We start from the raw sequence: 26,493 nt of genomic DNA, 5'->3' as shown, positions 1-26,493 counted from the left end.
CACAAGCGGCACATCAGGATGAGGGCAGACGGTGGCAACCCGAGCACAGAGCGGGATGATCCTATCGATTGGTCGATGGCGTAAATCACGGAAACTGCGCAATTTCGGCACCTTTGGGCTGGTCCTCTTGGGGCCAGTTCTGGCGCTTGCCACATATCTTGTCATTGGTCCCTTTGATCTTGGTGCGACCGCGCCGACATTGCGGCTGATTCTGCTAGCCGATCTAGTCTATGTTCTGGTCGTTGCGGCATTGGTGCTCAGTCAGTTGGGTAGCCTGATTGCGGCCAGGCGGGCCAAGTCGGCGGGCTCGCGCCTGCATTTGCGCCTGATCGGGGCGTTTACGCTGCTCGCGCTGGTTCCGACCGTTACGGTCGCCATTTTTGCCGGCCTTACCGTGAATATCGGTCTGGAAGGCTGGTTTTCGGATCGCGTACGGCAGGTTGTCGGGTCCTCCCTGACGGCGGCAGAGGCTTATGAGCAGGAACATCGCAGTGGTCTGACGCAGGACGCAACCGTTCTGGCGCGGTTCCTGAACAACGCACGTTCGGTGGAGTTTTACATTTCTGATGCCGAACTCCGCGAGGTTCTGGCGCAGGGGCAGGCCCGGATTCAGCGCGGGTTGCGCGAGGCCTATGTCATCGACGGCACGGGCGAAATCCGGTCGCGCGGGGATCGGTCCTATCTGTTCAACTATGAGGCGCCAACAGCCGAGCAAATGACGGAAGCGGCAGAAAAGGGGTTGCTGATCATTGCTGACTGGCCAAACAGTGAATTCCGCGCGCTGGTCCCGCTTACCGCCTATCTGGACCGTTACCTGTATGTCAGCCGCGAAGTGGACGGGCAGTTGTTGACGCTGCTGGATGACACCAAGGAAACGGCGCAGTTCTATCAGCAGCTGGAAAGTGAACGGGGCAGGGTGTTGTTCGAATTCGGCCTGCTCTATCTCGGCTTTGCGCTGATCCTGATCCTGGCTGCGATGTCACTGGGGATGTGGTTTGCCGAACGGCTGTCGCGCCCGGTCGGACGATTGACCACGGCAGCACAGCGGGTCGGTGCCGGAGACTTGAGCGTTCAGGTCATCGAAGAGGCCAGCGACGACGAGATCGCGATGTTGGGCCGATATTTCAACCAGATGACCCGACAACTAAAAGGACAGCGGGACACGCTGCTGGAAAACACCCAGCAAATCGAAAGAAGGCGTCGCCTGTTTGATTCCGTGCTCAGTTCGGTCACATCCGGTGTTGTCGGCGTGGACCCGGATGGATGCGTTACCTTCGTCAACCGTTCTGCCGAGCGATTGCTGGACTGGTCACGAGGCGAAGAACACCTGGCTATCGGCATTGCAGTTCCCGAGTTTCTGCTCTTGTTTGAAAGCCTCAAGGACAGCGGGCAGGAGGCTGTTCAGGGTGAGATCAAGGTCACACGCAAGGGGCGGCTGGAAAACCTGCTGGTTCGCATGGCCATCCGTCGCGGAGAGGATGGCGGGCTGGAAGGCTATGTGGTTGCCTTTGACGATGTAACCGATCTGGTCAGTGCACAGCGAATGGCGGCGTGGGGGGACGTGGCCCGCCGCATTGCACATGAAATCAAGAACCCATTGACGCCGATCCAGCTCAGCGCAGAGCGCATCAAGCGCAAGTTCGCCCGCAAACTGGATGAGGAAGACAGCGGCAGCCTTGAGTCGATGACCGGCGTCATCGTGCGGCAGACTAACGACCTGCGGCGTATCGTGGATGAGTTTTCCAAGTTCGCACGGATGCCCGAACCCGTTCGACGGGAGGAAGACTTGGTTGAACTGGTGCGCGAAGCCGTTCTTTTGCAGCAGGCGGGACAGCCGGACGTACAGATTGACGCCGATCTGCCGCAGCAGCCGATCATGGCGGATGTAGATGCGACCATGCTCAATCAGGCGTTGACGAACTTGATTAAGAATGCCGGAGAAGCCATTGCAACTTTGAAAGAAAAAGGGGCCCCGGACAACCTGGCGCCACAGATCAAGGTGGCGGTTTCAAGCGATGATGCGGGTACGGTCATTACCATTGCAGACAATGGAATCGGTCTGCCGGAGGACCGGGCGCGTTTGTTTGAACCTTATGTTACGACACGCGACGAAGGGACCGGGCTGGGCCTTCCGATCGTCAAGAAAATTATAGAAGAGCATGGCGGCGCGCTGACCCTTGAGGACGCGCCCGTATTTGACGGGCAGTACCATTTTGGCGCAATGGCTGTGATCCGTTTGCCTGGGGCAGGTATGTCCCCAACCGTTGCGCCGCAGAAGCAGGCAATTAGAACCAACAAACTGAAAGCAGGCCAAAGATGAGCGACATTCTGATCGTAGATGACGAGCGCGATATTCGCGAGCTGGTGTCCGACATTCTGGAGGACGAAGGCTATTCAACCCGGCTGGCAGCCAACTCGGACGAGTGCATGGCGTCGATCAATTCCGAACCGCCGGGGCTGTTGATCCTGGATATCTGGCTGAAGGACAGCCGTATGGACGGGATTGATATCCTCAAGTCGGTAAAACGCGATAACCCGGATGTGCCGGTGGTGATTATTTCGGGCCACGGCAACATCGAAATCGCTGTTGCTGCTATCAAACAGGGTGCTTACGACTTTATCGAGAAGCCCTTTAACATTGACCAGTTGATGGTGGTGATCCGCCGCGCGATGGAGACGTCTCGTCTACGGCGCGAGAACGCGTCGCTGAAGCGGAAAGAGGTCAACAACTCCGACATGATCGGCAAATCCGCGTCGTTCCGGGCGATGCAGGGGCAGTTGGACAAGGTTACCAAGTCAAACGGTCGCGTCATGCTGCGCGGGCCTGCGGGTTCTGGAAAGGAAATTGCCGCGCGCTATATCCATGCCCACTCCAACCGCGCAAACGCTCCCTTCGTGACCGTCAACTGTGCCGGGATTGAGCCTGAGCGTGTGGAAGAAGTTCTGTTTGGCCGGGAATCGGCCGAACGTGGTGTGGAATCCGGATTGCTGGAAGAAGCCCACGGCGGCGTGGTCTATTTTGATGAAGTGTCCGACATGCCTTTGGGTACACAGTCCAAAATCCTGCGTGTGCTGGTGGATCAGCAATTCCAGCGCGTGGGTGGCTCGGACAAAGTGCGCGTGGATCTTCGGGTGATCTCATCGACCAACAAAGATCTTGATGATGAAATCGCGGCCGAGCGGTTCCGGGAAGAGCTGTATCACCGTCTGAATGTGGTTCCGATCACCGTTCCATCACTCGAGGACCGGCGCGAGGATATTCCGGTTCTGGCCCAGCATTTCATCGAAATGTGCAACGAAACCCAAGGGTTGCCTATGCGGGAGCTGTCGGACGAGGCGGTCGCTTTGCTTCAGACAATGACGTGGCCGGGTAACGTGCGCCAGCTGAAAAACTTGATCGAACGTGTTTTGATTCTGGGTGACGGCACCGGCCCAATTGAGGCGCGCGAGCTGCCAAGCGAAGAAGACAAGGCCGAAGAGTCGGGCCGCGTTGTCTTGTCGGGGGCGCTGGCCACTTTGCCGCTGCGCGAGGCCCGCGAAGCGTTCGAGCGTGAGTATCTGCTGACCCAGATCAACCGCTTTGGTGGCAATATCAGTCGCACCGCCAGCTTTGTCGGGATGGAACGCAGTGCGCTGCATCGCAAGCTAAAGTCGCTGGGTGTTGTGACCTCAAACAAATCCGGTGCGCGGGTCGCGCAAATCGACGAGCCCGAACCGGCAGAATGAGTCTGGGGTCATAGTTCACGGGCAGATGGATGTGTGGAAGGGATGGCGAGAACGGTGAATTCTGATCTGTCTGGCCGGTTCGTCGAAGGCTACCCGGCTTTTGGCAGGCGTTTAAAGCGACTTCGACGGTCGATCGGATTGAAACAAGCCGCGCTGGCAGAGTTTCTGGAGGTCGATCAGACCACGGTTTCCAGATGGGAGAACGGGATTCAGCTTCCGACACCTGATCTGCAACACTCGGTGTTTGCTGCGCTGGCTCCTTTCAGGGCGGATGACAACGCGTTAAGACGGCTTGTCGTGAACTCGGCCGACTGCATCCATCTGGTTGAGGAGGCCAGCCACATGTGCCTGGCCTATTCCCGCAGGCGGGCGCGGGACTGGAAAACCACCCAACGGGCACTGCTTGGCGTGTCCCTCTGGCAATTTGCAACGGAAGAGATCCGGCAGGCTGAGGCCGAGCTACAGGACGAGGGGTGGTGGGATTTGCAAGCGCCCAACCCCAAGTCGTTTGTAACTTCCGAAGCGCGGCACGACCGTATCCGGATCAGCGCCGGACAGATCACTTGGGAACGGTTGTACCTGTCGGATGGAACGCCGGTTAGGCTGGTCAGTGGGGCACGGTCGGGACGCGCATAATTTATGCGTATTCCTGTGCGGTCGGGTGCAGTAGAACCGGGCTATGCCCCATCCATTACGCATCTTGTTACAGGTTTTGTTGCTTTGGCTTGCCGGGCTAGGTGCGGCGACCCAATTCGCCAAGATAGCGGTTCCTTTTGTTCAGGTCGCGGCCCTCTATCCTGCGCACGCGGATAAGATTGGCTGGCTTTTGTCAGTCATCAGCCTGATTGGCGCGATTCTTGGTGCATTGTCCGGCGCGATAGCGGGGCGGGTGGGGCCTGTCCGGTTGCTGATGTTTGGCTTGATCCTTGGCGGGGCGGTGTCCCTGTTTCAGGCCAGTATCCCCAGTTTAGGCCTGATGCTGGTCAGTCGCGTTGTCGAAGGGGTCTCTCATCTGGCCATCGTTGTCGCCGCGCCGACTCTGATTGCGCAAATCACGATTGGAAAATGGCGCAACGCGGCAATGGTTTTGTGGAGCAGTTTCTTTGGTGTCGCCTTTGCCCTGAACGCATGGCTTGGGCTTCCATTGATCGCTCAGGTCGGGCTGCCGGTTTATTTTGCTACCCATGGCGCGCTGATGTTTCTGATTGCCGTCTTGATCGTATCTTTCCGTCCCAACAGTGCATCGGTTTTGATGAACAATCCTTTTTGGAGCGTTCGAACACTGATTGACATACACGTACAGACCTATCGCTCTGCATTTGTGTCGGCTCCGGCGCTCGGATGGTTCTTTTACACGCTGACCTTTGTCTCGCTACTGGCCATTCTTCCGGGAAGATTGCCAGAAGATGTCAGTGCGATGATCGCAGGTTTGATGCCGTTGGCCGGGATCGTGATTTCCTGGCTTACCGTCCCAGTGTTGCTGAGCGTTTGTTCTGGCGTATTCGTTGTTACGCTTGGTTTCGGGCTGTCTATCCTGACGATAGGCGCCCTGTTTCTTGGTGCCCCGTTGCCCGTTGTCTGCGTTGCGCTTTTTGCGGTGCTGGGGCTTGTTCAGGGCGGCAGCTTTGCAGCGGTACCGCAGTTGAACTCGACACCCGAAAACCAGGCGCTTAGCTATGGTGCGATGGCGCAGATGGGGAATGCGGGTAACCTTTTGGGCACACCTGTTTTGCTTGCAATTCTGTGGCGGACCAGTGAAGCAGGCATGTTGATTGCCGTGGTTGGGTTCTATGCTGTTGCCATGGCGCTGCATCTGTGGCTTGCCGCGCGGCGCAAACGTGCTTGAACCGAGCTGGATTGATCAAACATGCGGAACAGTGGTTTTTCTTATCCGGATTGCCCCGGTGTGATGATCTGAAACGACCCGTCATCGAATTTCACAAAGCATGAGGCACTGTTGAGGGGCGGCAATGTCGTTGTTCGCGCCAGTGGCACCCGTGATTTCACGTTTTGCTTGCAGGGCGGTAAGCTGACCGGACGAAATCCCTTCTCGGCCATGCATTGCGCCTCGACCGTGTTTCGCAGTCCCTGGTTGACATCGACGGTATAAACCCTGCCGGGTTGCCACCAGCCTGGGGATTGATAGCAACGACCCATGCCATCACAATACGTACGCCCAGGCCAATAAGTCGGCGGGCTTTGACGGATCTGATTGGCAACCGGCACCTCTTTTACCGCCCTAAGCTGGCACTGGGTGGTCTCTTTTTGTAGACGTGACACGGTTTCACCCTCACGATAGTAAAGCGAGAGTGGCCCACACGAGGACAGCACCATCAGGGGCACGAGCATAGGAAACAGCGTTTTCATATGCTTATCTTGCCGCAGCTGATCAGCGATGACAATTCAATTGACCGCTTTGGGGGCATCTGTCATTCAATCCTTTCAGGCAGAAGGGCCAGAAACATGAAGGTCATTATTTGCGGCGCGGGTCAGGTCGGCTGGCAGATTGCGCGGCACCTTTCGGGCGAATTGAACGATGTCACCGTTGTCGACAACAATCCCGATCTGGTACGGCGGGCGACCGAAACACTGGATGTGCAGGGGATCGCCGGGTTTGCAAGTTACCCTGATGTGCTTGAAAGGGCAGGCGCGCGCGATGCGGACATGATCATCGCTGCGACCCATTCGGACGAGGTGAACATGGTCACCTGCCAGATGGCGCATTCGGTCTTTTCGATTCAGCGCAAGATCGCGCGACTGCGGTCGAAATCCTATCTTGAAGCGATCCACTCGGACCTTTACCGGCGCGATCATCTGCCGATTGATGTGGTGATCAGCCCCGAACGCGAAGTGGCCGCAGCCGCGATGCGCCGCCTGTCGGCCCCGTCCGCCTTTGACACCGAGGTTTTCATGGACGGCAAGGCGCAGCTTTTGGGAATTCGCGTGGATGAGGACTGCCCGATCGTGAACACACCCTTGCGGCAACTGACCGATTTGTTCTCGACGCTCAGTTCGATCGTAGTGGGGGTGCGTCGCGATGGAACGCTGTTTGCACCAGAATCCGAGGATCAGCTGTTTGTCGGCGACGAATGCTACGTCTTTACCAATGTAAAAGACGTGGATCGCACCATGGAGGTGTTTGGCAAGACCCAAAAGCGTCAGGATCGCGTGGTGATCGTGGGCGGCGGCAATGTCGGGCTTGAAGTGGCGCGAACTCTGGAAGAACAAAAAAGCCGCGTGCGCGCCAAAATCGTCGAGCGGGATCGCCGGTGCGCCGAGATCGCCGCCGAGGCACTGGAACGAACGATTGTGCTGCACGGTGATGGTCTTGATGCCAGTTTGTTGAGCGAGGCCGGTATCGACAGGGCGGATGCAATGCTGGCGGTTACGGATGATGACCGCACGAACATGCTGGCCGCTGTGCGGGCCAAGGCCGAGGGTTGCACGTTGGCGATTGCTTTGATCAATGATCCCAGCATGGTGGCGTTGATGGGACCTTTGGGGATCGACGCGTATATCAATCCGCGGGCAACCACCGTCAGTTCTATCCTGCGCCACATCCGTCATGGCCGGGTGCGACAGGTCTACTCGATCGGAGATGCTGAGGCCGAAGTGATCGAGGCCGAGGTTCTGTCAACCTCTCCCATGGCGGGGCAAAAGCTGCGCGATATCGATTTTCCCGAAGGCGTACTGGTGGGGGCTGTGCGTAAGGGAGATGAGGTGATGCGACCGACGGGCAGCCTCAGGATCGATGAAAAGGATGTCGTCGCGATCTTTGCCATGGCCAAGGACGTGCCTGAGGTCGAACGCCTGATGCAGGTTTCAATCGATTTCTTCTGATGGCGCATGCGGGGATACAACAGATCGGGCTATTGCGGCGGTTGCCGCTGTTTCTTCTGATCTGGGCTATTGCGTCACTGGCAATGTGGGTTCCGGCAGTTTACGCGCTGGCGCTGGATGATCACGACACATCCCGATCGTTTCTGTATTCCGGTATCATAGGGTTGTTTCTGGTCGCCAGTATCGCAATGGCCTCGTCCAATCGCGTGCCACGGCGTGGGACTTTGGGACAATTGGCGGTGATGCTCGCATGTTTCACCATTCTTCCCGTCTTTCTTGCAATTCCATTTCACGACGCGCTGGGAACGACCACATTCCTGAACGCTTACTTTGACATGGTTAGTGCCCTTACGACCACAGGGGCGGATCTGTTTCCGGATCCAGACCGCCTGACGGCCCCGCTGCACCTGTGGCGTGCCTTGGTTGGATGGATGGGCGGTTTGCTGATGTGGATTGCCGCCGCGGCAATCCTTGCGCCTTTGTCGCTAGGTGGGTTCGAGGTCACGGCACGCGGTCAGCCGGGTCGCCCGGTATCGGGTGTTGCGCAAAGCGAACGCGTTGATCCACGTGGCCGGCTGCTCCGTGTGGCAAAGGGACTGACCCCGGTCTATGCCGGGCTGACGGCAGTGATCTGGATCCTTCTTCTGATCGCTGGCGAAAATGGTCTGACGGCCGTTTGCCACGCAATGTCGGTTATGGCGACGTCGGGAATTTCTCCGGTGGGTGGTATGGAAGGCGCGCAAGCGGGATTCACGGGCGAGGCGATCCTGTTTCTGTTCCTGTTCTTCGCCCTTTCGCGCCTGACATTTTCGACCGACACGGCAACATCCGGTTATTCCCGACTGGATACGGACCCGGAGTTTCGCATTGGCCTGATGATTGTGCTGGCCGTTGCTGCGTTACTGTTCTTTCGCGTTATTGCAGGCGTTACGGAAATCGGCGGGCAAATCGAACCTTTGCAGGTATTGCAGGTCATCTGGGGTATGCTGTTCACTGTTCTGGCCTTTCTGACAACCGCCGGGTTTGAAAGCGCAAACTGGGATGATGCGCAGCAATTGTCTGGTCTGGGAACGCCCGGATTGTTGCTGATGGGGCTGGCGCTGATCGGTGGCGGGGTCGCCACTACGGCTGGCGGTGTCAAACTGCTGCGGGTTTTTGCCCTGTACCTGAATGGTGCGCGCGAGATCGACAGGTTGATCTATCCCTCGTCAGTCAGCGGGGTTGGAGGCGGTAACCGACGCATTCAAAGGGACGGCGCGTTTATCGCCTGGATCTTTCTAATGCTCTTTGCGCTGACATTGGCAGTGTTCAACCTTTTGCTGGCCGCTATGGGGGCCGGGTTCGAACAGGCCATGGTGCTCAGCGTCGCAACGCTCAGCACGACGGGTCCGCTGATTGAACTGGCCACTGATGTTCCGATCCGGTTGATAGACCTGTCCGCAGGGGCCAAGCTGACGCTGTGCGCGGCGATGGTCATTGGCCGGCTCGAGACACTTGCGATCATCGCCCTGATCACTCCTTCGCTGTGGCGGGATTGAAGCGGTTGGGTCCGGCGGTTTTTTCTGCTTAATTTTTCGTCTGGAATATCTTTACGCGGCGCTCCATACTGAACCGGAGGGAGCGTGTTGGTCCGCAACGCGTGGCAAGAACAATGGCGAGATTATATAAATATGGCTTCGGACAGACAGAATCTTCAGGATGCCTTCCTGAACAATGTACGGAAAGCTAAGGTTCCGGTTACAATTTTCCTGATCAATGGCGTGAAATTGCAGGGTGTGATCACCTGGTTCGACAATTTCTGTGTATTGTTGCGCCGCGACGGACAGTCGCAGCTGGTGTACAAGCACGCGATATCAACCATCATGCCATCACAGCCGATCAACCTGTATGAGGGCGAAGACGCCTCTTGATGGAACATGACCGGACGCGCACCCGGGCCTGGGTGCTGCATCCCGAAATCAAATCAGATGAACAGCGCCGCGTTCCCGAACCGGCGCTGGCCGAGGCGGTTGCGCTGGCCGCCGCTTTGCCCGATCTGGACGTGATCGGGTCTGAAATCGTTCGCCTGCAACGCGCCCAGCCCGGCTATTTGTTTGGCAGTGGCAAGATCGAGGAACTGGGCGAGCGGCTTCGTGAAAACGAGGTTGAACTGGTTCTGATCGATGGGCCGGTGACCCCGGTTCAGCAGCGCAATCTGGAAAAGGCATGGAAGGTCAAGATCCTCGACCGGACCGGGCTGATCCTTGAGATTTTCAGTGACCGTGCGCGTACCCGCGAAGGGGTGTTGCAGGTGGAAATGGCTGCGCTCAGCTATCAGCGGACGCGTCTGGTGCGGGCTTGGACCCACCTTGAACGTCAGCGTGGCGGCTTGGGATTTGTCGGCGGACCTGGCGAGACCCAGATCGAAGCCGACCGTCGCGCCATTGACGAACAACTTGTGCGTCTGCGTCGCCAGTTGCAGAAAGTAGTCAAGACCCGCACGTTGCACCGTGCTGCGCGGGCCAAGGTGCCATATCCGATCGTTGCATTGGTTGGATATACCAATGCCGGGAAATCTACTCTGTTCAATCGGCTGACCGGGGCCGAAGTGTTGGCCAAGGACATGCTGTTTGCCACGCTGGATCCAACTATGCGCCGCGTGCAACTGCCCGATGGCCCGGAAGTGATCCTGTCGGATACGGTGGGTTTTATCTCGAACCTGCCGACCGAGCTTGTGGCGTCTTTTCGGGCCACGCTTGAAGAAGTATTGGGCGCTGATCTGATTGTTCACGTGCGTGATATCAGCCATGAGGAAACCGAAGCGCAGGCGCAGGATGTCGAAGCAATCCTGACCTCGCTTGGTGTCGACGAAGAACGCCCCCGGCTTGAGGTTTGGAACAAGACTGACTTACTGAGCGCCGAAGAAAAAGACGCTGCATTGACAAGGGCGGATCGCGATCCGGCCATATTTGCCATCTCGGCAGTTACCGGCGAAGGCGTGACCCCTTTGCTTTCCGAGATTGCAGCAATCCTGCAAGGGGCCCGGCACGAGGATGTTCTGAACCTGAGCTTCGCTGAAGGTAACAAGCGGGCGTGGTTGTTCCGGCAGGATGTTGTACAATCCGAAGAGCAGACCGAAAAAGGGTTCCGTATTACTGTCCTTTGGACGGATAAACAGGCTGCTCAATTCGAAACACTATAGAAACGGCGAAGTGGCGGAACTTGTCTGACACATTGGATCAAAGAGTATTTCTGACCGGATTTATTGATGTCCCAGCGGATCGCCTTGAAGATGTGCGCGCCGCTCTGTCCACGCATATCGCCCTCACAAAGGCGGAAGTGGGTTGCCTGTCGTTCGATGTTGTCGAGGATCAGATCACACCCGGACGGTTCACTGTATCAGAGGTTTTTGTGAATCAGCGGGCATTTGATGCGCATCAGCGGCGGACGAAGGCATCCGAGTGGTTTCTGATTACGCAGGGAATACCGCGGAATTATGCGATAGAAACCGCGGGCAAAAAGACAACCTAAGTCATGTGCCGTAAAGTTGCCGCTGTATATCATCGGTGTCGAACCAGCCGACTGACGATTGTACAAGATGGTCAGGTGCAAGTTCCCATTCATCCCATCCGCGCGCGATAACATAGTTGCCGGTCTGGGCATGATGCCCTTCACGTGTCCAGACAAACAGGGCGTGAGAGCCAGCCCATCGCATCATGTCGCACCGCACTTCCAGATCCGGAAAATCGGCATAGACCTCTCGGGCCATTTCGGCAATCGCGGCACGCCCTTCGACAGGCTCACCCCGGTTAGTTGTGATCCGACCGTCCTGCGTGAAAAAACTGGCAACGGCATCGGCGTCACCTGAACTCCAGGCGATCGCGTAATCTCGGGCGAGGTTGTTCAGAGTATCCCGAATGCTGGCCATAGTTTCCCCCTGGTCCGAAACAGTTCGCCCGGTGATGGTAGGCGAAACTGCCGCGTGGCGTCCACGGTCCGGACAAAAAGGGGCGGGGACTCGCCGAAACCCCGTTGCTTAGCGTGGGATCAGATTGGTCACTCCGACAGCAGCGGCGCGGGCAAGGTCAAGGTCCAGCGACATGGGAATATATTCGCCACGCCGCCACAGCTGCGCCTGATCGTCGTAATAACGCGACAGGAAATGGCCCGATTGGCCGGTAGCCGTGATAAAGACCGAGCTGTTGGGATCGGCAAAGTCATACACACCGCGATACCCGGCTCCGTGCACGTTCTGAAACGGGTCGAGCCCTTCGCCCGACGTGCGCCCGCGCAGCAAGGTGTTGTCGCCGCCACTGGTCGATTGGCGAATGTTCACAAAATACCGAAGTATTGGCACGTTTCCCAGAACGGGGTGATCGTGGGTTGCCTGATGCGCATCACCCCAGCGTAGGGATTCAAGTGTGCTACCATAGCGTTCGGTGATCCAGATCAGCGCATCATCCAATGCAAGTCGAGCCATTTCGGTACAGGTTTCAATCGGCGCGCTTTGACGTACATCGCACCAGACACCGGCGCCATCAATGTCACGATAGACCCGCTCGATGAACAAAGGTTCGACATGTTTGAATTCGCTGGCCAGCGGTCCCAGCTCGTCCGAGATCAGGCGGATCTGAAGGGCCCGCACCCAGGCTGCGTAGATCAGCGGTTCGGGCAGATGCTCGTTCATCTCGCCATTCCAGTCCGCCAGCAGCGACAGCGCAATCTGGCGCTGGCGCTCGGGCGTCCCTTCGGGGGCCGAGGCACCGGTATACCAAAGGTCAGCACCGATCAGTGGCAGTAGAGAGCGCGCGGTGAAACTGACGGTATCCAGTTGCGCTTCGATGAAACTGTCGCGTGTATGCACCTCACGCGATTGCATCAGGCGTTCCCAGCGATGCACGCGCTGAGTGTCTCCCCATTCGTAGGACACATGATCCGGGAACGGGCGGTTGATGATCTTGTTATTCGTGTTGCCTAGAACGCCGCCAGCAGGGGCCACAAATTCCGGGTTGTTGGTGTAGGGTAGGCGACCTTGCCAGCGGTTTGCTTCGATCCAGCCGGGTGTCGGAATGCGTCCGCGGCTCTGGTTTTGCAGATCACGCCGGGGCATGGCGCCAATCAGTTTCATCCCTATCGTCGTTTTGTCGACCAGTGACAGGTTCTGCGAAGGCGCAATGAATTGCCGCGCCACGGTTATGGCGTCCTGCACGTTGTCCGCATTCATCAGGGCCATGGACGCCGTCATCGAAGTGTCTTGCGGGCTGAGCGCAGTCCAGGACAAAGACGCAACATGGCCTGGCGGTGTGATAGTTTCCAGCTTGTAATCCGTACCGGGCAAAACCGGTCCGTTTTCAGTCCAGCGCAACGTCAGTGTAACCGGAGCTTCCCCTTTGATTTCAATTATCGAAGGACGGGTCTTGAATTCCTGATAGCCATCCGGGGTCAGGTATTCTTCGGGGTTTTCCGGGTTCAGCTGCTCAATATGAATGTCTTGATCGTCAAGATAAGATGACGTCACCCCCCAACCCAACCGGTCACTGCGACCGGTCATGATTGCGGGAATACCAGGGATCGAGGCCCCAATGACGCTTCCCTTTGCCAAACCAAGATGCGCCAAATACCACACGCCGGGGGCTGTGAAGCCCAGATGTGGGTCGTTGGCCAGCAACGTCCCACCGCTTGCCGAGCGCGAAGGCGCAGCAGTCCAGGCGTTTGAGGCACCCGCCAGCCCGCGTTTGGGAAGGGGTGACAGAGGCGTTTCAGGAAAACTCGTACCGGCGGCATAGCGTGGAAGGTTGGGAAACAGCGAAGCATATTCAGGCAGCGCGGCGATGCCGGGGCCGGGAACATCGGGCAGAATATCTGCCAGTCTGTCCGGATTGCTCAGCATCAAAGACGTCCGCGCCCGCAGAACCTCGTCGGTCAGGTGACCGGACAATTGCAGCGCCATGAGCTTGATCACGGCAATACTGTCGCCCGGTTGCCAGGGCGAGACGGGGGCATTGAACAGGAACATCTCTGGCGCGCCACGCCCCAATGCCTCGTCGTTGATCTCGGCTAGGCGTGCGTTGACCCCGGCAGCATAAGCACGAAGGGCAGCCTTGGTATAATCGTCCTGTACCTCGACCGAGCGATGGGCAAGGCCGTACAGATCCAGCCGGCGCAACAGCTTGTCAACGCGCAGGGTGCGCGGGCCAAAGATCTCGGACAAGCGGCCCTGCGCGGTGCGGCGCATGACTGTCATCTGCCACAACCGATCCTGCGCGTGGGCATATCCAAGACCGAAAAACACACCCGGGTCATTTTGGGCCAGAATGTGCGGCACATTGGCGGTGTCGCGCACGATCTCAACCGGAGCGGTCAACCCGTTGACTTCAAGCGTCTGGTCATAATCCGGCAGGGATTGACTGGCCAGAAAATAGACGAGGCCCATTGCGGCGAGGATCAGCATGATCAGACCCGACACCATGCGCACCAGCCAGCGGAAAACAAGACCCATTACTGCCCCAAATTCTAGTACATGAAGGTTGCGCGGAGATTAGTGGATGGCGGGTCCAACCGAAAGAGGAACGCGCCGAGAACCTGCGCGGAAAGGATGAAAACAAACACCCCACCACAGCATTTCGCTGTGATGGGGTTTGCCAGAAAAAGTGGCAAGCCCGAATTACGGGATAATGCGGGTATATTTCGTGCCTTCCACGGTCGCACCGATCTGAAGCCCGGCCTGTCCGAAGATGGCAGCCAGAACGGGCGATCGCAATGTCGTGGTGTCTGTCGACACGGAATCGCCCTGATCGCTGACCACATAGCCAATATCTGCTCCGGCTGTCCAACCACTGGAACGACGGAAATCGTTCAGGGCGTCTTCGGTCATGAAAAACAGGACATGCGCATATTGCTGCGCGCCGATCTGTAGCCCGGCCGTGCCCTTGACCGCCGAGTAGAAGTCAACTGTTGCACCGCTGATGCGCAGCGCGCCGCGGCCGTAACCGCCACCGAACACGAAACCGGCTTCGGTAATCAGCGGCATGACCAGCATGCCGTTGGCCTTGTTCGCAATTTCAACCGTGTTGGGATAGCGGCTGTACATTTCGGTCAGCGTGGCGTCGACACGGGCATCGATTGTTGCTGCGTTGGAATTGCCGACGCCGTTGCCACAGGCGGCGGTCAAGCTCAGACCTGCCATGCCCAAGGCAAAGCCGCGACGATTCAGTCGGGGGGAATTGGAACTGCTCATGGTTTTTTATCTCTGTAACTGTGCCTGAAATGCCGGGTGATCCCGGTCTTGGCGGCAAGGATACGCCGATCAGGGCGATGTGTCACGGGAAAGCTGCCCGATCGGGAAATCTTATCGGCGAAATATCGCGAAACTTGCGGGTTTTATCCCTGCAGGATGCGCGCAACCTGAGGAGAGAAATAGGTCAGAATTCCATCGCATCCGGCTCGTTTGAAGGCCAGAAGGCTTTCCAGCATCACCTTCTCGCCATCGATCCAGCCGTTCTGGGCTGCAGCCTGAATCATCGCGTATTCGCCCGATACCTGATAGGCATATGTCGGCGCACCGAAATTGTCTTTCACGCGGCGGCAGATATCCAGATAAGGCATGCCCGGCTTGATCATCACCATATCGGCGCCTTCAGTCAGATCGCGTTCGATCAGGCGCAGGGCCTCGTCCGAGTTCGCGGGGTCCATCTGGTAGGTCTTTTTGTCGCCCGTCAGGGCCCCCGATGCACCGACCGCGTCGCGGAAGGGTCCGTAGAACGCACTGGCATATTTGGCGGCATAGCTGAGGATCATCACGTTGTGATGGCTCGCACGTTCCAGCGCGCGACGCATTTCCCCGATCCGGCCGTCCATCATGTCCGACGGGCCGATGATATCCGCACCGGCGTCTGCCTGTGCCAGCGTCATCTTTACCAGCGCCTCGACGGTCTGGTCGTTCACGATTTCTCCGTCAACGACATATCCGTCGTGGCCGTTGATGTTATACGGGTCAAGCGCCACATCCGTCATTACGGCGACGTCTGGGGCCGCCGCCTTGATTGCCCGGATGGCCCGGTTGGACAGGTTGTCGGGGTTCCATGCCTCGGCGCAGTCTTCGGTTTTCAGCGCAGGGTCGGTGTAGGGAAAGATGCAAATTGCAGGAATCCCAAGGGCCTGGGCCTCGACCGCCGCTTTGGCAATCAGGTCAACCGATCTGCGAACCACACCAGGCATCGAGGGCACGGGCTCTTCAATACCTTCGCCATCGCGCACGAAAACCGGCCAGATCAGGTCATCCGTTGTCAGAGTGTTCTCACGCACCAGCGCACGAATTGCCTGTGATTGACGGGCTCGGCGAAAGCGGGTCATGGGAAATGGGGCAATGGTCGGTTTCATGGCGCGTTCTCCTTGAACATTCGTGCATTGGGTGGCATGAATTCACAAAGGTCTCAAGGGTATCAATGGACGCGCGCCTAGATGGAACCCCCCTGAGTAGTGCGAATAAAGGGTTGGGTTTGGACTGGTACTCTTCGATCTTTGAACTCATCGACATGCGCAGCTTTTCGAATCTGTGGTTCTGGATCGTACTGGCGGTACTCTGGTCGTCGGCCAGCCACTGGGTGATGGGCATCCCATATGATCTGGTTGTTCGTGCCCGCCGGATCGGAGGTCAGGTCGAAACCGATCTGCTCGACATCGTTCGCATCCATACAAATCGGATTCTGCTTATCGTCGACATGTCTGGCACCATCCTTTTGGCGTTTGGGTGTTTTCTGTTCACCGGGATGGCCACGCTTGGGTTTTATTATGATGTCGAATTCGCGCAGGCCCTGTTTTTGCTTTTGTTCCCACTGACCTTGGTGCTTTTGATGAATATCGTGCATGCAAGGCGTCTCCGGCGGCAGGAATTGACACTCGAAACTGTCTCGAAAACGATTTCCCGCTGCCGTCTGTATACCCAGATCATCGGCATGATCTCGATACTGGTCACTTCGTTCTGGGGCATGTATCAGAACCTTTCGATTGGCGTTCTGGGATAGAAGATTCTGAAAGGCGAGGCGATGAAGGCTCCGAACCACGTGACAGTTGGCGGCGCCCCCGAAGGGTTTGACGCGCAGCTGGTGCTGAACGAGATCGCCCGCAGCACGGGGCCGGTGGCCCATGTCGCACGCGATGACAAGCGGATGGAAGCGATGCGCGCTGCACTGGCGTTTTTTGCGCCTCAGATGCCTGTCTTTGTGTTTCCGGGTTGGGATTGCCTTCCTTATGACCGGGTCTCGCCTAATGCGGATATCTCGGCGGCGCGCGTCGCAACTCTGGCGGCGCTGGTCCACCAGATGCCCCAACAGTATGTATTACTGACCACGCTGAACGCCGCGACCCAACGCGTCCCGGCACGGGAGGTTTTGCGAGAGGCGGCGTTTACCGCCCGAGTTGGCCATCGCATAGATGAAACCGCGCTGCGAAACTTTCTGGTGCGCATGGGGTTCACCCAAAGTCCAACGGTAATGGAACCCGGCGATTATGCCATCCGTGGAGGCATCATCGACATCTTCCCTCCGGGAGAGGCGGGCCCGGTACGACTGGATCTGTTCGGTGACGTTCTGGACGGTGCGCGCCGCTTTGATCCAGCGTCCCAGCGAACAACCGAAAAGCTGGACATCGTTGAACTTGCACCGGTGTCCGAAGTCATCCTGGACGAGGCCGCCATAACCCGGTTCCGTCAGAACTATCGCATCGAGTTTGGTGCCGCCGGTACGGATGACCCTTTGTATGAGGCCGTAAGCGCAGGCCGCAAACATCAGGGGATCGAACACTGGCTGCCGTTCTTCCACGAAAAACTGGAGACACTGTTCGACTACTTGCCGGATGCGGTGATCACTGTCGATGATCAGGTGACGCCCGCGCGTCTGGCGCGTTGGGATACGATTGCCGATCAGTACGAGACCCGACGACTGGCGCTGGAAAACCGATCTCGCATGGACACGGTCTATAAACCCACACCTCCGGGGTTGTTGTATCTTGACGATACCGCCTGGGAGGCGGCTGTCGCGGATCGTCGGGTTTTGCAGTTCAGCCCGCTGCCGCAAGCCTCTGGCCCCGGTGTCATCGACGCGGGTGGGCGCATCGGGCGCAACTTTGCGCCGGAACGCCAGCAGGAAAGCATCAGCCTGTTCGGCGCTTTGGCCAGTCACATCACTGCAAAGCTCGACAAAGGACCGGTGCTGATCGCCTCATATTCCGATGGCGCGCGGGAACGCCTGACCGGCCTGATCGAAGACGAAGGGCTGGCCGAGGCGATACATGTGGCCAACGGCACCTGCATTGGAAAACGCGGCTTGCACCTTGCCGTCTGGGCGTTGGAGCACGGGTTCGAAACTCCTGATCTAACGGTGATCGCTGAACAGGATGTGCTGGGCGACCGGCTGATCCGTCAGCCCAAAAAGCGCCGCAAGGCCGAAAACTTTCTGACCGAAACCCAGTCGCTCAGCCCCGGTGATCTGGTTGTTCACGTGGATCACGGTATAGGTCGTTACATGGGAATGGAGGTCGTCACCGCAGCCGGTGCCGCCCATGAATGCCTGTTGCTGGAATATGCCGAGCAGGCAAAGCTGTACCTGCCGGTCGAAAACATAGAATTGCTGTCGAAATACGGCCATGACGAAGGTTTGCTGGACCGTTTGGGTGGCGGTGCATGGCAAGCAAAGAAGGCCAAGCTGAAAGAGCGCATCCGCGAGATGGCGGATAAGCTGATCCGCATCGCCGCTGAACGTGCATTACGCAAAGCCCCGGTCATGGATCCACCGCCCCACGCGTGGGAGGAATTCAGCGCGCGATTCCCATATCAGGAAACCGAAGACCAGTTGCGGGCGATCTCGGATGTGATGGAGGACATCCATTCCGGCGCGCCGATGGATCGTCTGATCTGCGGTGATGTCGGATTTGGAAAGACCGAGGTTGCCATGCGCGCCGCATTTGTCGCCGCCATGTCGGGCGTTCAGGTTGCGGTTGTAGCGCCCACGACCCTGCTGTCCCGCCAGCATGCCGCGAGTTTCAGGGAGCGCTTTCGGGGGTTCCCGCTGGAGGTCCGGCAATTGTCGCGCTTTGTTTCGTCGAAAGAAGCCCAGAAAACCCGTGACGGGCTGGCCCGCGGGACAGTGGACATCGTGATCGGAACGCACGCGCTTTTGGCCAAGAACATACGGTTCAACAATCTGGGGCTTCTGATCATTGACGAGGAACAGCATTTTGGCGTGGGTCATAAGGAACGGCTGAAACAGCTGCGCTCAGACATTCACGTGCTGACCCTGACCGCGACACCGATCCCGCGAACGCTGCAACTGTCGTTGACCGGCGTGCGCGATCTGTCGATTATCGGCACGCCTCCAATCGACCGACTGGCGATCCGTACCTATGTCAGCGAGTTCGATGCCGTTACAATCCGAGAAGCGCTGCTGCGTGAACACTATCGTGGGGGGCAGAGTTTCTATGTTGTACCGCGCATCTCGGACCTGCCTGAGATCGAAGAATTTCTGAAAGATCAACTGCCTGAGCTCACTTACGTGGTTGCCCATGGCCAGATGGCAGCGGGTGAGCTCGATGATCGGATGAACGCGTTTTATGACGGGAAATTCGACGTGCTGCTGGCCACAACCATTGTCGAAAGCGGGCTGGACATCCCGACCGCAAACACGATGGTCGTGCACCGTGCGGACATGTTTGGCCTTGCCCAGCTCTATCAGATCCGGGGTCGCGTTGGGCGCTCGAAAACCCGTGCCTATGCTTACCTGACCACCAAACCGCGCCAGAAACTGACCGCTGCCGCCGAAAAACGCCTGCGTGTTCTGGGCTCGCTGGACACGTTGGGGGCCGGGTTCACTCTGGCCTCGCAGGATCTTGACATTCGTGGTGCGGGCAACCTGTTGGGTGAAGAACAATCCGGCCAGATGCGCGATGTGGGCTATGAGCTTTACCAATCCATGCTGGAAGAGGCGATTGCCAAGATCAAAGCCGGCGAGATGGAGGGGTTGTCGGATGCGGACGATCAATGGGCTCCGCAGATCAATCTGGGTGTGCCGGTTCTGATCCCCGAGAACTATGTGCCAGATCTGGATGTGCGCTTGGGTCTCTATCGCCGCCTGTCGTCTCTGTCGACAAAGGTCGAACTGGAGGGCTTTGCTGCGGAATTGATCGACCGTTTTGGCAAATTGCCGAAAGAGGTGAATACCTTGATGCTGGTTGTGCGGATCAAGGCCATGTGTAAACGCGCCGGGATCGCAAAGCTCGACGGTGGGCCGAAAGGTGCGACCATCCAGTTCCACAATGACAAATTCGCCTCGCCGCAGGGACTGGTTGAGTTCATTCAAAATCAACGTGGTATGGCCAAGGTCAAAGACAACAAGATCGTCGTGCGCCGGGATTGGAAAAAGGACAGCGACAAGATCAAAGGGGCTTTTGCAATAGCCCGCGATCTTGCTGAAAAAGTGGTCGCGGCGCAGAAAAAGGTTAAAGCAGGTTGAGATGTGAGAGGGGGCTCTGCCCCCGCTGCGCGTTCCGCGCATCTCCCCCGGGATATTTATGGCCAGATGAAGAAGCAGATCCTTGCTTCATCTGGCTAAAAATATCCCCGCCGGAGGCATCGTGCGTCAGCACGATCAGGACACTTTAGCTACGCATTGCCGCCTGCGCACAGAAGCAGGACGCAGCCACCATGCGGTCGGCACGGGCCAATGCCAGGTCAAGCCGTAGTTTGATCTGCAGGACTTCGACCTGTTCGCTGCGTGCCTTGAGGCAATCGTAAAGGCCCTTCAAACTCCAGACGTTGTCAGGATGTATCGAGGCGCGACTTAGCGTGCCGCCCAAGCCCAGATCTTCACGATAGGCGTCTTCAGCTTCGGCCAGCCGTCCTTGTTCGTAAAGAAGCGCCCCAAGCGCGTGGCGGGTGGGCTGCATCCATCCCCAGGGTTCGTCATAGGGCAAGGTATCGTCCAGCTCGACCGAGCGGCGCAGATGGGCAAACGCGATTTCAAAGTTGCCCTTGCGGTACTCGATCTCACCGCGCAGCATTTCCCGGGCGATATCCAGCAGGTCAATCACACGGTTGTTGTGCAGCCTGCGTGTATCCGGAACGCATTCCTTGGCGGCAAGAAACAGATTTTCTTCGGCCTCGGCATTGGCGATATCACCGGTTGCTGCATGAGCGATGGCGCGCGCGTAGTGTGTCGTGGCCGTCAGGGTGCGGAACAGGTCTGGGTCTGAGGGCAGTTCCAGTGCCTTAGCCTCGTCCCAGCGGCCAAACCGGATCAGGATGTGAGGGCCCATGGACATGTAGCTTTCGAAGTAATCGGCCATCGGGGGGCTTTCGATGCGCAGCAACTCTTCGGGTGTTGTATCCCACAATCCCTGATTGGCACGTAGGGCCGGTTCCATCTGTCCAAGAAAAAGCGCACCGTAGATGGCAAAGTGATAATTGTGCTGGCGATAGCCTGTGTAAATGTTGAACGCGCCTTCGCGTTCGTAATATTTCAGGTCGGCTTCCGAGGCTTTTTCGTTCCAGTGCACAACGTTGTGGTAATGTCCGCAGAGCACATCGATATGTGTCGGCATATGTACCAAGTGGCCTGCATCTGGAACCAATGTGCGCAGGATGTCCCCTGCTTTCAGGGCTTTTTCTGGTGTTGGAGACATCTCCATCAGATGAACATAGAGGTGCAGCAGGCCCGGGTGTGACATCGCGGCCGGATCGTTCGCCATGCCCCATTCAAGCGCATCTTGCGCTTCCTTCGTTGCCGCGCCCTGGGCGGGTTGGCCCGTTTTCAGATCCCACATCTGCCATGGCGTCAGGTTCAGCAGCGCTTCGACATAAATGGTACGCAAGTCGAGGTGGTCCGGGTGTGCCGCAAATGCCGTGCGCATCGCGTCGGCAAAACCGTGGTCCCATTGGTGCATGTCCTCCACCGGACTACGTTGCGGGTAACGCGCAGGTAGGGCCTGAATCAGGGCCTGTTCGACGGCAGTGCACCTTGCCAGCAGACCAAGGGCTTTCTGCATCGCGTCGTAAGACCGTGCCAACGCTTCTTCCCGACCTCTCTCATCCAGCAGGTCCCACGGGAGGTTGTAGTTTGGTCCGGCGGCATACGCGACACCCCAATAGGCCATCGCGCAATTCGGATCATGCTCGGCCGCGCGTTGAAAACAGACCAGCGCCTCTTCGTGATTGTAACCGTATGTCCAGTTTAGGCCACGGTCAAACCACAGCTGAGCTTCGGGACTGGATGTGGAAATCGCGCAGGAATAGCTGCCCAGATCGTAGTAATCGCACATCGCAGTTCCTCCCCTTAAGTTCTGGGTAGGATAGCGTGTTTCACCCGAGATTCACAGGTCAGGCTAGCAGCCGTTCTTCGATGCGACCCATGTGGATCATCAGGCTGAATGCCAGAATGCACATACACAGAATACCAATCGTCAACGGCGCGATGGATCCGTTGAACAGAAGCCCGATCGGCGCGGCGATTGCTGCAGCCATTACTGTTGAGATCGACCCGACAACTGAAGCGGCCATGCCTGCGATGTGACCCATGGGTTCCATGGCAATGGCATTCAGATTGCCGATGGTTACACCAGCCATGAAAAAGACCATCGTCTGCCAGAAGACAAACAGGGCAAATGACATATCGGGCGAAAGGTTCGCCATGTTCAGGATGATGACGACAGACGTGATGGCTATCTGCGCGCCGAAGGCGAATGTGACCATCCGGCGCATCCCGACGCGCACTACCAAAGCCGCATTCAAAAGGCTGGCCGAACCTGACATCAGGGCGACAAATCCGAACCAGAAGGGAAAGCTGTCGGCCCGATCATGGATCACATCATAGACCGGTTGCACCATAGTCAGCATGGTGAACAAGGTCCCCATGCACAAGGTCTGCACGAAGATAGACAAGCGCACGGTGGGATGGGCAAACATTTCGTTCACGGCCGCAATCATAAGGGGCAGGCGAAAGGGGCGGCGGTTCTCGACGGCCAGGGACTCGGGCAGTCGTGTACTCACCCAAAAAAGGACGACCAGCGCGAACAGGATAAAGGACATGAATATCCCGCGCCAGCCGAAGAGGGCGATAACACCAGCGCCCAGCATCGGGGCCGCTGCTGGTACCAAAGTGAAGATCATCATAGCGATTGAGATGATGCGCGCCATTTCCCGGCCTGAATACAGGTCACGGATGATGGCCATTGCCACCACACGTGGTCCTGCAGCGCCCAGCCCCTGTACAACGCGCGCAATCAGCACCAGTTCCAGCGAAAAACTGGCCCAGGCAACAGCCGAAGCCGCAATGTACAATAGCGCGCCGCAAAAGATCACCGGCTTGCGTCCCAGCGCATCCGATAGCGGGCCGGTAAAGAATGTACCGATACCCATTCCCAGAACGAAGGACGTCAGAATCAGTTGGGCGCGATTGACATCATCGGGGCTGAGCTGCGCGCCGATTTCGGGCAGGGCAGGCAGCATTGAATCGATCGAAAACGCGATAGTGGCGAACATCATTGCGATCAGCGCAATGAATTCCGCCTTCGACATGCGGTTGGCCATGAAGCACTCCTAACCTGTTCGCGCTATCATGGTGAGTCAGGTTAGACCAGACTGGAAATTCGCACAGACCTCTGTGCTATTCTGCGGGGGAAGCCTCAAGTTGAGACATAATTTCGGCGATCACTTTCTCCCACATTTCAGGTGGTTGAGCACCCGGAACGGCATGTTGATTGGCAACAATATAGGTCGGGACCGAACTGACGCCCATTTCGCGAGAATGAGTATCACGGTTGCGAATATCCTCGCGGTCGGCGTCGGATTTCAACAGCTTCATGACCACTGCGGCGTCCATTCCGGCACTGTCTGCGATGTCGGACAGGACTTCGGGGTCGCCGATGTCTCGGGCCTGAACAAAATAGGCATCGAACAGCGCATCCACAACGGCATTCTGTTTGCCTTCGATCCCCGCCCAATGGATCAGGCGATGTGCATCCAGTGTATTAGGTGTGCGTTTCATGCCTTCAAAGTCAATCTTCAGACCGGCGCTTTCAGCATGTTCAACCACCGGCGCATAAGCACGCACGGCACCATCTTTGCCGCCGAACTTGCGTTCCAGATATTCGCGACGATCCATACCTGCGTCCGGCATATCAGGGTTCAACTGAAACGGATGCCATTCGATGACAAAAGGGTGGTCCGGCACATTGGCCAGTGCTTTGTCGAGATGCGTTTTGCCGATATAGCACCACGGACAGATCGGATCGGACAGGATGTCGAGCTTGACGGTCTGGGTCATGTGGTTGATGCCTCGAAATAGGCCGGCAACGCCCGGCGCAGGAGTTTGCCATTGCCGCCGGTTGGTAGCGCAGACAGGTGGATGAAGGCGCGTGGTTGTTTATAACGTGCCAGATTGGCCTCGACATAGGCGCGCAAGGCCGCATCGTCCAGCTTTTCCGGGCCGGTATAGAAGGCTGCTATCACAAATGTGTCCGGTTTGACCTCGACCGTAGCTGCACCGACCTGCGTGATACCGGGAAAACGGGACAGGGCGGCTTCGACCTCGACCGGGGACACGCGGTAGCCACCGGCATTCATCATGTCGTCGTCCCTGCCCAGATAACTGACCTGGCCGTCCACTGCCATTGCCCCCTGATCTCCGGTCAGGAACCATTCGCCCTGCATCCGGGATTCAACTTCATCGGGTGCGTTGAGGTAGGTCAGCATCAATCCGGGATCAGACCGATGAATGGCGATGGTACCTTCTTGCCCCTGCGGCACCGGGCCGTCCGGGCCCAGAATGGCCACGCGACGACCCGGTTGCGGGTGCCCCAATGCGTCGCCGCGCGCGGGGTGGGCCGGGCTTGAGGATATGAAAGTCGAGCATTCGGACATGCCGTAGGCTTCGAACAGTTCCGTACCGGTGGCGCTTAGCCATTTCTCGTGCAGAGCGCGCGAAAGCTTTTCCCCAGCGCATAAACCGTGGCGCAGGTCAGGTAAGCTGATTTGCTCATACTCTTGCACCAATTTGCGAAAGACCCCTGGTGCCGCCGCAAAGATGGTTGCACGATGCTGGTGGAGCAGAGCAGGCAGGGCGGTGATGTCCGTGCCCGGTTCCGGGATCAAGGCGGTTGCGCCGATGGTCCACGGGTCCATCAGTCCGGTGCCAAGTGTATAGGTCCAGTTGAACGCTCCGGCGTGACACAGTCGATCGGACGCGCGCAGACCATACCAGCCATCGACCATCATCTGCCGCGCCCAGATTGCCCGATGCGCGTGGGCCACGGCACGCGGACTGCCCGACGTTCCCGAGGTGTAGACGACATATGCCATACGCTCGGGGTCGCCCAGTTCAAAGCTGGCAGGGGGCAAATGGTGCATAGCCTTCAGTTCATCCAACTCGATCTGTCTGGGATGAGGCGCGCATGAGACAGCGGGATCACGAAGAACCGCGGCTGGGGACAGATCGTCGATCATTCTGGCGGTTTCGGGTTCCGTCAGTTGCGACGATGTGGGCACCGGAATGATACCCACTGAAATCGCGCCCAGATAGGCAATCGGGAAATCCACCGTATTGCCGAGCCGCATCAGAACGATTTCGCCGGGTGTCAGACCTGCTTGCAGCAATCCTGCGCCAGTGCCCAGTACAGCGGATTGCAGGTCGCGATAGGTACAGTCCAGCGCGCCGTGGGGCATTAATACCGACAAAGCCGCTTTGTCAGGGACCTGATCCGCGCGGCCAAGGACGTGCGCCGCCAGATTGAAGGGTGCAGGGCAGGGCGCGGGCGCCCCCTGATCGAAGACAGATAACATGGCCATTGGCTAACGCGGTGTCTGGCGCGTTGCAAGCGCGGCTGGCCAAGCCTATAGAGAATGGCATGAGCACCCAAGATCCCAAATCCCTGATCCGAATTGCCCGCGATTCCGGCGATCACACCGAAGTTGAACCGCTGGACCTTGGCGCGCGCGTGCGCGAATTGCGAAAAGCGCGGAAATGGACGCTGGAGCAGGCCGCCAGCCAGGCCGGTTTGGCCCGTTCGACGCTCAGCAAGATTGAGAACGGGCAGATGTCACCCACTTATGACGCGCTCAAAAAGCTTGCGGTTGGGTTGGAAATCTCGGTTCCTCAGCTTTTCACACCACCGCAGCGGGACCAGGTCATCGGACGGATGGCGATTACCCGGATGGGCGAAGGGGCGGCCCATGCGACAACGACCTACGAGCATGAGTTGCTGGCCGAAACCCTGACCAAGAAACATATGCTGCCCTACCGCGCGCGGGTTCGGGCACGGTCCATGGACGAATTCGACGGCTGGGTGCGCCACGATGGCGAAGAGTTCATGTATGTTCTGACCGGTGTTGTCCGGCTCTATACCGAGTTTTATGAGCCGGTCGAAATGCGCAGGGGTGACAGCGCCTATTACGATGGCAGCATGGGCCATAACGTAATCTCCGTCAGTGACGAAGACGCGACAATCCTTTGGGTCACATCACTTGCTTAGCGACGCGCGGCAGAATTCTCTGTTCAGGCCTTCGGTGAACAGGAAGTCTTCGACCTCTTCATGAGCTTCGTTCATGGTTAACTGGTGACGCTCGGCCAGATAGGCTTCGAACCCTTTACGATCTTGTGATACGCGCATCATGTCTTGGTCACGCAAATTCGGAAAACGCCGCTTTGCACGTGCGTAGGCAGCGCTCCAGTCTTGTGTCAAATCCGTCCAGTTCATCATGTATGAGCTTTCCTTATGTAGCGATTAGGACTGCTCTCCCCCTCCTTAGGGTACGTAATGGGTGCCGTGAGGGAAGACATGACAAAATGTCGCAGCATGTCACTGCATTCCTTTTACAAGATTGTGCCTCTGCAATAGCTGCCGCAACAGGGCGGCGGGCTTGAAATTATTCAAAGTACCTGCGGATCAGGAGACCTGTTTGTTGCG

At 57.7% G+C, this 26,493-nt stretch carries 22 protein-coding genes; 12 read left to right on the top strand and 10 right to left on the bottom strand.

The window, feature by feature from the left end; all coding sequences use genetic code 11:
- Positions 1–55: 55 nt before the first annotated feature.
- From ACR0AM_RS00790 to ACR0AM_RS00775, 4 genes are read left to right on the top strand one after another with little or no spacing between them, the layout of a single operon-like run.
- Positions 56–2,320, top strand: coding sequence for a sensor histidine kinase NtrY-like (locus ACR0AM_RS00790; protein WP_480621872.1), 2,265 nt, complete (start codon positions 56–58; stop codon positions 2,318–2,320).
- Positions 2,317–3,726 (top strand): nitrogen assimilation response regulator NtrX, encoded by a 1,410-nt coding sequence (gene ntrX, locus ACR0AM_RS00785; RefSeq protein ID WP_480473070.1) that lies wholly within the window; start codon positions 2,317–2,319, stop codon positions 3,724–3,726. Before ACR0AM_RS00790 ends, ntrX begins: the two co-directional genes overlap by 4 nt.
- Before the next feature lie 54 nt (positions 3,727–3,780).
- Positions 3,781–4,362, top strand: a complete 582-nt coding sequence (locus tag ACR0AM_RS00780; RefSeq protein WP_480621871.1) for a helix-turn-helix transcriptional regulator — start codon at positions 3,781–3,783, stop codon at positions 4,360–4,362.
- A 43-nt stretch (positions 4,363–4,405) separates the two neighbouring features.
- Complete coding sequence (locus ACR0AM_RS00775; protein WP_480621870.1) at positions 4,406–5,572, top strand: MFS transporter; 1,167 nt, start codon at positions 4,406–4,408, stop codon at positions 5,570–5,572.
- A gap of 41 nt (positions 5,573–5,613) precedes the next feature.
- Here ACR0AM_RS00775 and ACR0AM_RS00770 read toward each other — a convergent pair whose 3' ends face one another.
- Positions 5,614–6,093 carry a hypothetical protein gene (locus ACR0AM_RS00770; RefSeq protein ID WP_480473064.1) on the bottom strand — a complete coding sequence of 160 codons (480 nt, stop codon included), beginning with the start codon at positions 6,091–6,093 and terminating at the stop codon, positions 5,614–5,616.
- A 96-nt stretch (positions 6,094–6,189) separates the two neighbouring features.
- Between ACR0AM_RS00770 and trkA the strand changes: the two genes are divergently transcribed.
- From trkA to ACR0AM_RS00745, 5 genes are all read left to right on the top strand, one after another.
- Positions 6,190–7,566: a Trk system potassium transporter TrkA gene (gene trkA, locus ACR0AM_RS00765; protein WP_480517233.1), complete on the top strand. Its 1,377-nt coding sequence runs from the start codon at positions 6,190–6,192 to the stop codon at positions 7,564–7,566.
- Entirely contained in the window at positions 7,566–9,104 is a 1,539-nt protein-coding gene (locus ACR0AM_RS00760) for a TrkH family potassium uptake protein (protein ID WP_480621869.1), read from the top strand. The genes trkA and ACR0AM_RS00760 overlap by 1 nt, the downstream gene beginning before the upstream one ends.
- Before the next feature lie 132 nt (positions 9,105–9,236).
- Entirely contained in the window at positions 9,237–9,476 is a 240-nt protein-coding gene (gene hfq / locus ACR0AM_RS00755) for an RNA chaperone Hfq (protein ID WP_005982826.1), read from the top strand.
- On the top strand, positions 9,476–10,747 hold the full coding sequence (gene hflX / locus ACR0AM_RS00750; RefSeq protein WP_480621868.1) for a GTPase HflX: 1,272 nt from the start codon (positions 9,476–9,478) through the stop codon (positions 10,745–10,747). Before hfq ends, hflX begins: the two co-directional genes overlap by 1 nt.
- Before the next feature lie 20 nt (positions 10,748–10,767).
- On the top strand, positions 10,768–11,076 hold the full coding sequence (locus ACR0AM_RS00745) for a putative quinol monooxygenase (protein ID WP_480473056.1): 309 nt from the start codon (positions 10,768–10,770) through the stop codon (positions 11,074–11,076).
- 1 nt (position 11,077) lies between these two features.
- Here the strand turns inward: ACR0AM_RS00745 and ACR0AM_RS00740 are convergent, their stop codons facing one another.
- From ACR0AM_RS00740 to hemB, 4 genes are all read right to left on the bottom strand, one after another.
- Positions 11,078–11,473, bottom strand: coding sequence for a nuclear transport factor 2 family protein (locus ACR0AM_RS00740; RefSeq protein ID WP_480553673.1), 396 nt, complete (start codon positions 11,471–11,473; stop codon positions 11,078–11,080).
- A gap of 108 nt (positions 11,474–11,581) precedes the next feature.
- On the bottom strand, positions 11,582–14,044 hold the full coding sequence (locus tag ACR0AM_RS00735) for a penicillin acylase family protein (protein ID WP_480621867.1): 2,463 nt from the start codon (positions 14,042–14,044) through the stop codon (positions 11,582–11,584).
- Between the two features lie 165 nt (positions 14,045–14,209).
- Positions 14,210–14,782, bottom strand: coding sequence for a lipid-binding SYLF domain-containing protein (locus ACR0AM_RS00730; protein WP_480473050.1), 573 nt, complete (start codon positions 14,780–14,782; stop codon positions 14,210–14,212).
- Positions 14,783–14,925: 143 nt separating this feature from the next.
- A complete protein-coding gene (hemB, locus tag ACR0AM_RS00725; RefSeq protein WP_480621866.1) occupies positions 14,926–15,924 on the bottom strand; it encodes a porphobilinogen synthase in 999 nt (332 codons plus the stop codon).
- A gap of 119 nt (positions 15,925–16,043) precedes the next feature.
- On the opposite strand from hemB, the gene ACR0AM_RS00720 reads away from it, so the two are divergent.
- Together ACR0AM_RS00720 and mfd are read left to right on the top strand one after the other, a co-directional pair.
- Positions 16,044–16,568 (top strand): component of SufBCD complex, encoded by a 525-nt coding sequence (locus tag ACR0AM_RS00720; protein WP_480493065.1) that lies wholly within the window; start codon positions 16,044–16,046, stop codon positions 16,566–16,568.
- Between the two features lie 21 nt (positions 16,569–16,589).
- Positions 16,590–20,048, top strand: coding sequence for a transcription-repair coupling factor (gene mfd / locus ACR0AM_RS00715; protein ID WP_480621865.1), 3,459 nt, complete (start codon positions 16,590–16,592; stop codon positions 20,046–20,048).
- A gap of 145 nt (positions 20,049–20,193) precedes the next feature.
- On the opposite strand, the gene ACR0AM_RS00710 is transcribed toward mfd, so the two are convergent.
- The 4 genes from ACR0AM_RS00710 to ACR0AM_RS00695 all read right to left on the bottom strand — a co-directional run bounded on the left by ACR0AM_RS00710 (position 20,194) and on the right by ACR0AM_RS00695 (position 25,369).
- Positions 20,194–21,852, bottom strand: a complete 1,659-nt coding sequence (locus ACR0AM_RS00710) for a hypothetical protein (protein ID WP_480621864.1) — start codon at positions 21,850–21,852, stop codon at positions 20,194–20,196.
- Between the two features lie 58 nt (positions 21,853–21,910).
- The gene (locus ACR0AM_RS00705; protein WP_480621863.1) at positions 21,911–23,119 is read right to left on the bottom strand and encodes a multidrug effflux MFS transporter; all 1,209 of its coding nucleotides are present in this window, start codon (positions 23,117–23,119) and stop codon (positions 21,911–21,913) included.
- Between the two features lie 76 nt (positions 23,120–23,195).
- On the bottom strand, positions 23,196–23,855 hold the full coding sequence (locus ACR0AM_RS00700) for a DsbA family oxidoreductase (protein WP_480473038.1): 660 nt from the start codon (positions 23,853–23,855) through the stop codon (positions 23,196–23,198).
- Positions 23,852–25,369 (bottom strand): class I adenylate-forming enzyme family protein, encoded by a 1,518-nt coding sequence (locus ACR0AM_RS00695; protein WP_480622073.1) that lies wholly within the window; start codon positions 25,367–25,369, stop codon positions 23,852–23,854. Before ACR0AM_RS00695 ends, ACR0AM_RS00700 begins: the two co-directional genes overlap by 4 nt.
- A 65-nt stretch (positions 25,370–25,434) precedes the next feature.
- Here ACR0AM_RS00695 and ACR0AM_RS00690 point away from each other — a divergent pair, with 65 nt between their 5' ends.
- Positions 25,435–26,058 carry a helix-turn-helix domain-containing protein gene (locus ACR0AM_RS00690; protein WP_209503779.1) on the top strand — a complete coding sequence of 208 codons (624 nt, stop codon included), beginning with the start codon at positions 25,435–25,437 and terminating at the stop codon, positions 26,056–26,058.
- Here the strand turns inward: ACR0AM_RS00690 and ACR0AM_RS00685 are convergent.
- The gene (locus ACR0AM_RS00685) at positions 26,047–26,286 is read right to left on the bottom strand and encodes a hypothetical protein (RefSeq protein WP_480621862.1); all 240 of its coding nucleotides are present in this window, start codon (positions 26,284–26,286) and stop codon (positions 26,047–26,049) included. The genes ACR0AM_RS00690 and ACR0AM_RS00685 overlap by 12 nt on opposite strands.
- Positions 26,287–26,493: the final 207 nt, after the last annotated feature.

Source organism: Ruegeria sp. AD9, from assembly GCF_056542305.1.
This window is presented reverse-complemented; position numbering and strand designations above follow the sequence as displayed.

Bases quoted from the DNA above. Each gene is read 5' to 3' on its own strand.
- ACR0AM_RS00790 (WP_480621872.1), top strand. From the start codon at position 56: ATGATCCTATCGATTGGTCGATGGCGTAAATCACGGAAACTGCGCAAT.
- ntrX (WP_480473070.1), top strand. From the start codon at position 2,317: ATGAGCGACATTCTGATCGTAGATGACGAGCGCGATATTCGCGAGCTG.
- ACR0AM_RS00775 (WP_480621870.1), top strand. From the start codon at position 4,406: ATGCCCCATCCATTACGCATCTTGTTACAGGTTTTGTTGCTTTGGCTT.
- ACR0AM_RS00770 (WP_480473064.1), bottom strand. From the start codon at position 6,093: ATGAAAACGCTGTTTCCTATGCTCGTGCCCCTGATGGTGCTGTCCTCG.
- trkA (WP_480517233.1), top strand. From the start codon at position 6,190: ATGAAGGTCATTATTTGCGGCGCGGGTCAGGTCGGCTGGCAGATTGCG.
- ACR0AM_RS00760 (WP_480621869.1), top strand. From the start codon at position 7,566: ATGGCGCATGCGGGGATACAACAGATCGGGCTATTGCGGCGGTTGCCG.
- hfq (WP_005982826.1), top strand. From the start codon at position 9,237: ATGGCTTCGGACAGACAGAATCTTCAGGATGCCTTCCTGAACAATGTA.
- hflX (WP_480621868.1), top strand. From the start codon at position 9,476: ATGGAACATGACCGGACGCGCACCCGGGCCTGGGTGCTGCATCCCGAA.
- ACR0AM_RS00740 (WP_480553673.1), bottom strand. From the start codon at position 11,473: ATGGCCAGCATTCGGGATACTCTGAACAACCTCGCCCGAGATTACGCG.
- ACR0AM_RS00735 (WP_480621867.1), bottom strand. From the start codon at position 14,044: ATGGGTCTTGTTTTCCGCTGGCTGGTGCGCATGGTGTCGGGTCTGATC.
- ACR0AM_RS00730 (WP_480473050.1), bottom strand. From the start codon at position 14,782: ATGAGCAGTTCCAATTCCCCCCGACTGAATCGTCGCGGCTTTGCCTTG.
- hemB (WP_480621866.1), bottom strand. From the start codon at position 15,924: ATGAAACCGACCATTGCCCCATTTCCCATGACCCGCTTTCGCCGAGCC.
- mfd (WP_480621865.1), top strand. From the start codon at position 16,590: ATGAAGGCTCCGAACCACGTGACAGTTGGCGGCGCCCCCGAAGGGTTT.
- ACR0AM_RS00710 (WP_480621864.1), bottom strand. From the start codon at position 21,852: ATGTGCGATTACTACGATCTGGGCAGCTATTCCTGCGCGATTTCCACA.
- ACR0AM_RS00705 (WP_480621863.1), bottom strand. From the start codon at position 23,119: ATGGCCAACCGCATGTCGAAGGCGGAATTCATTGCGCTGATCGCAATG.
- ACR0AM_RS00700 (WP_480473038.1), bottom strand. From the start codon at position 23,855: ATGACCCAGACCGTCAAGCTCGACATCCTGTCCGATCCGATCTGTCCG.
- ACR0AM_RS00695 (WP_480622073.1), bottom strand. From the start codon at position 25,369: ATGTTATCTGTCTTCGATCAGGGGGCGCCCGCGCCCTGCCCTGCACCC.
- ACR0AM_RS00690 (WP_209503779.1), top strand. From the start codon at position 25,435: ATGAGCACCCAAGATCCCAAATCCCTGATCCGAATTGCCCGCGATTCC.
- ACR0AM_RS00685 (WP_480621862.1), bottom strand. From the start codon at position 26,286: ATGATGAACTGGACGGATTTGACACAAGACTGGAGCGCTGCCTACGCA.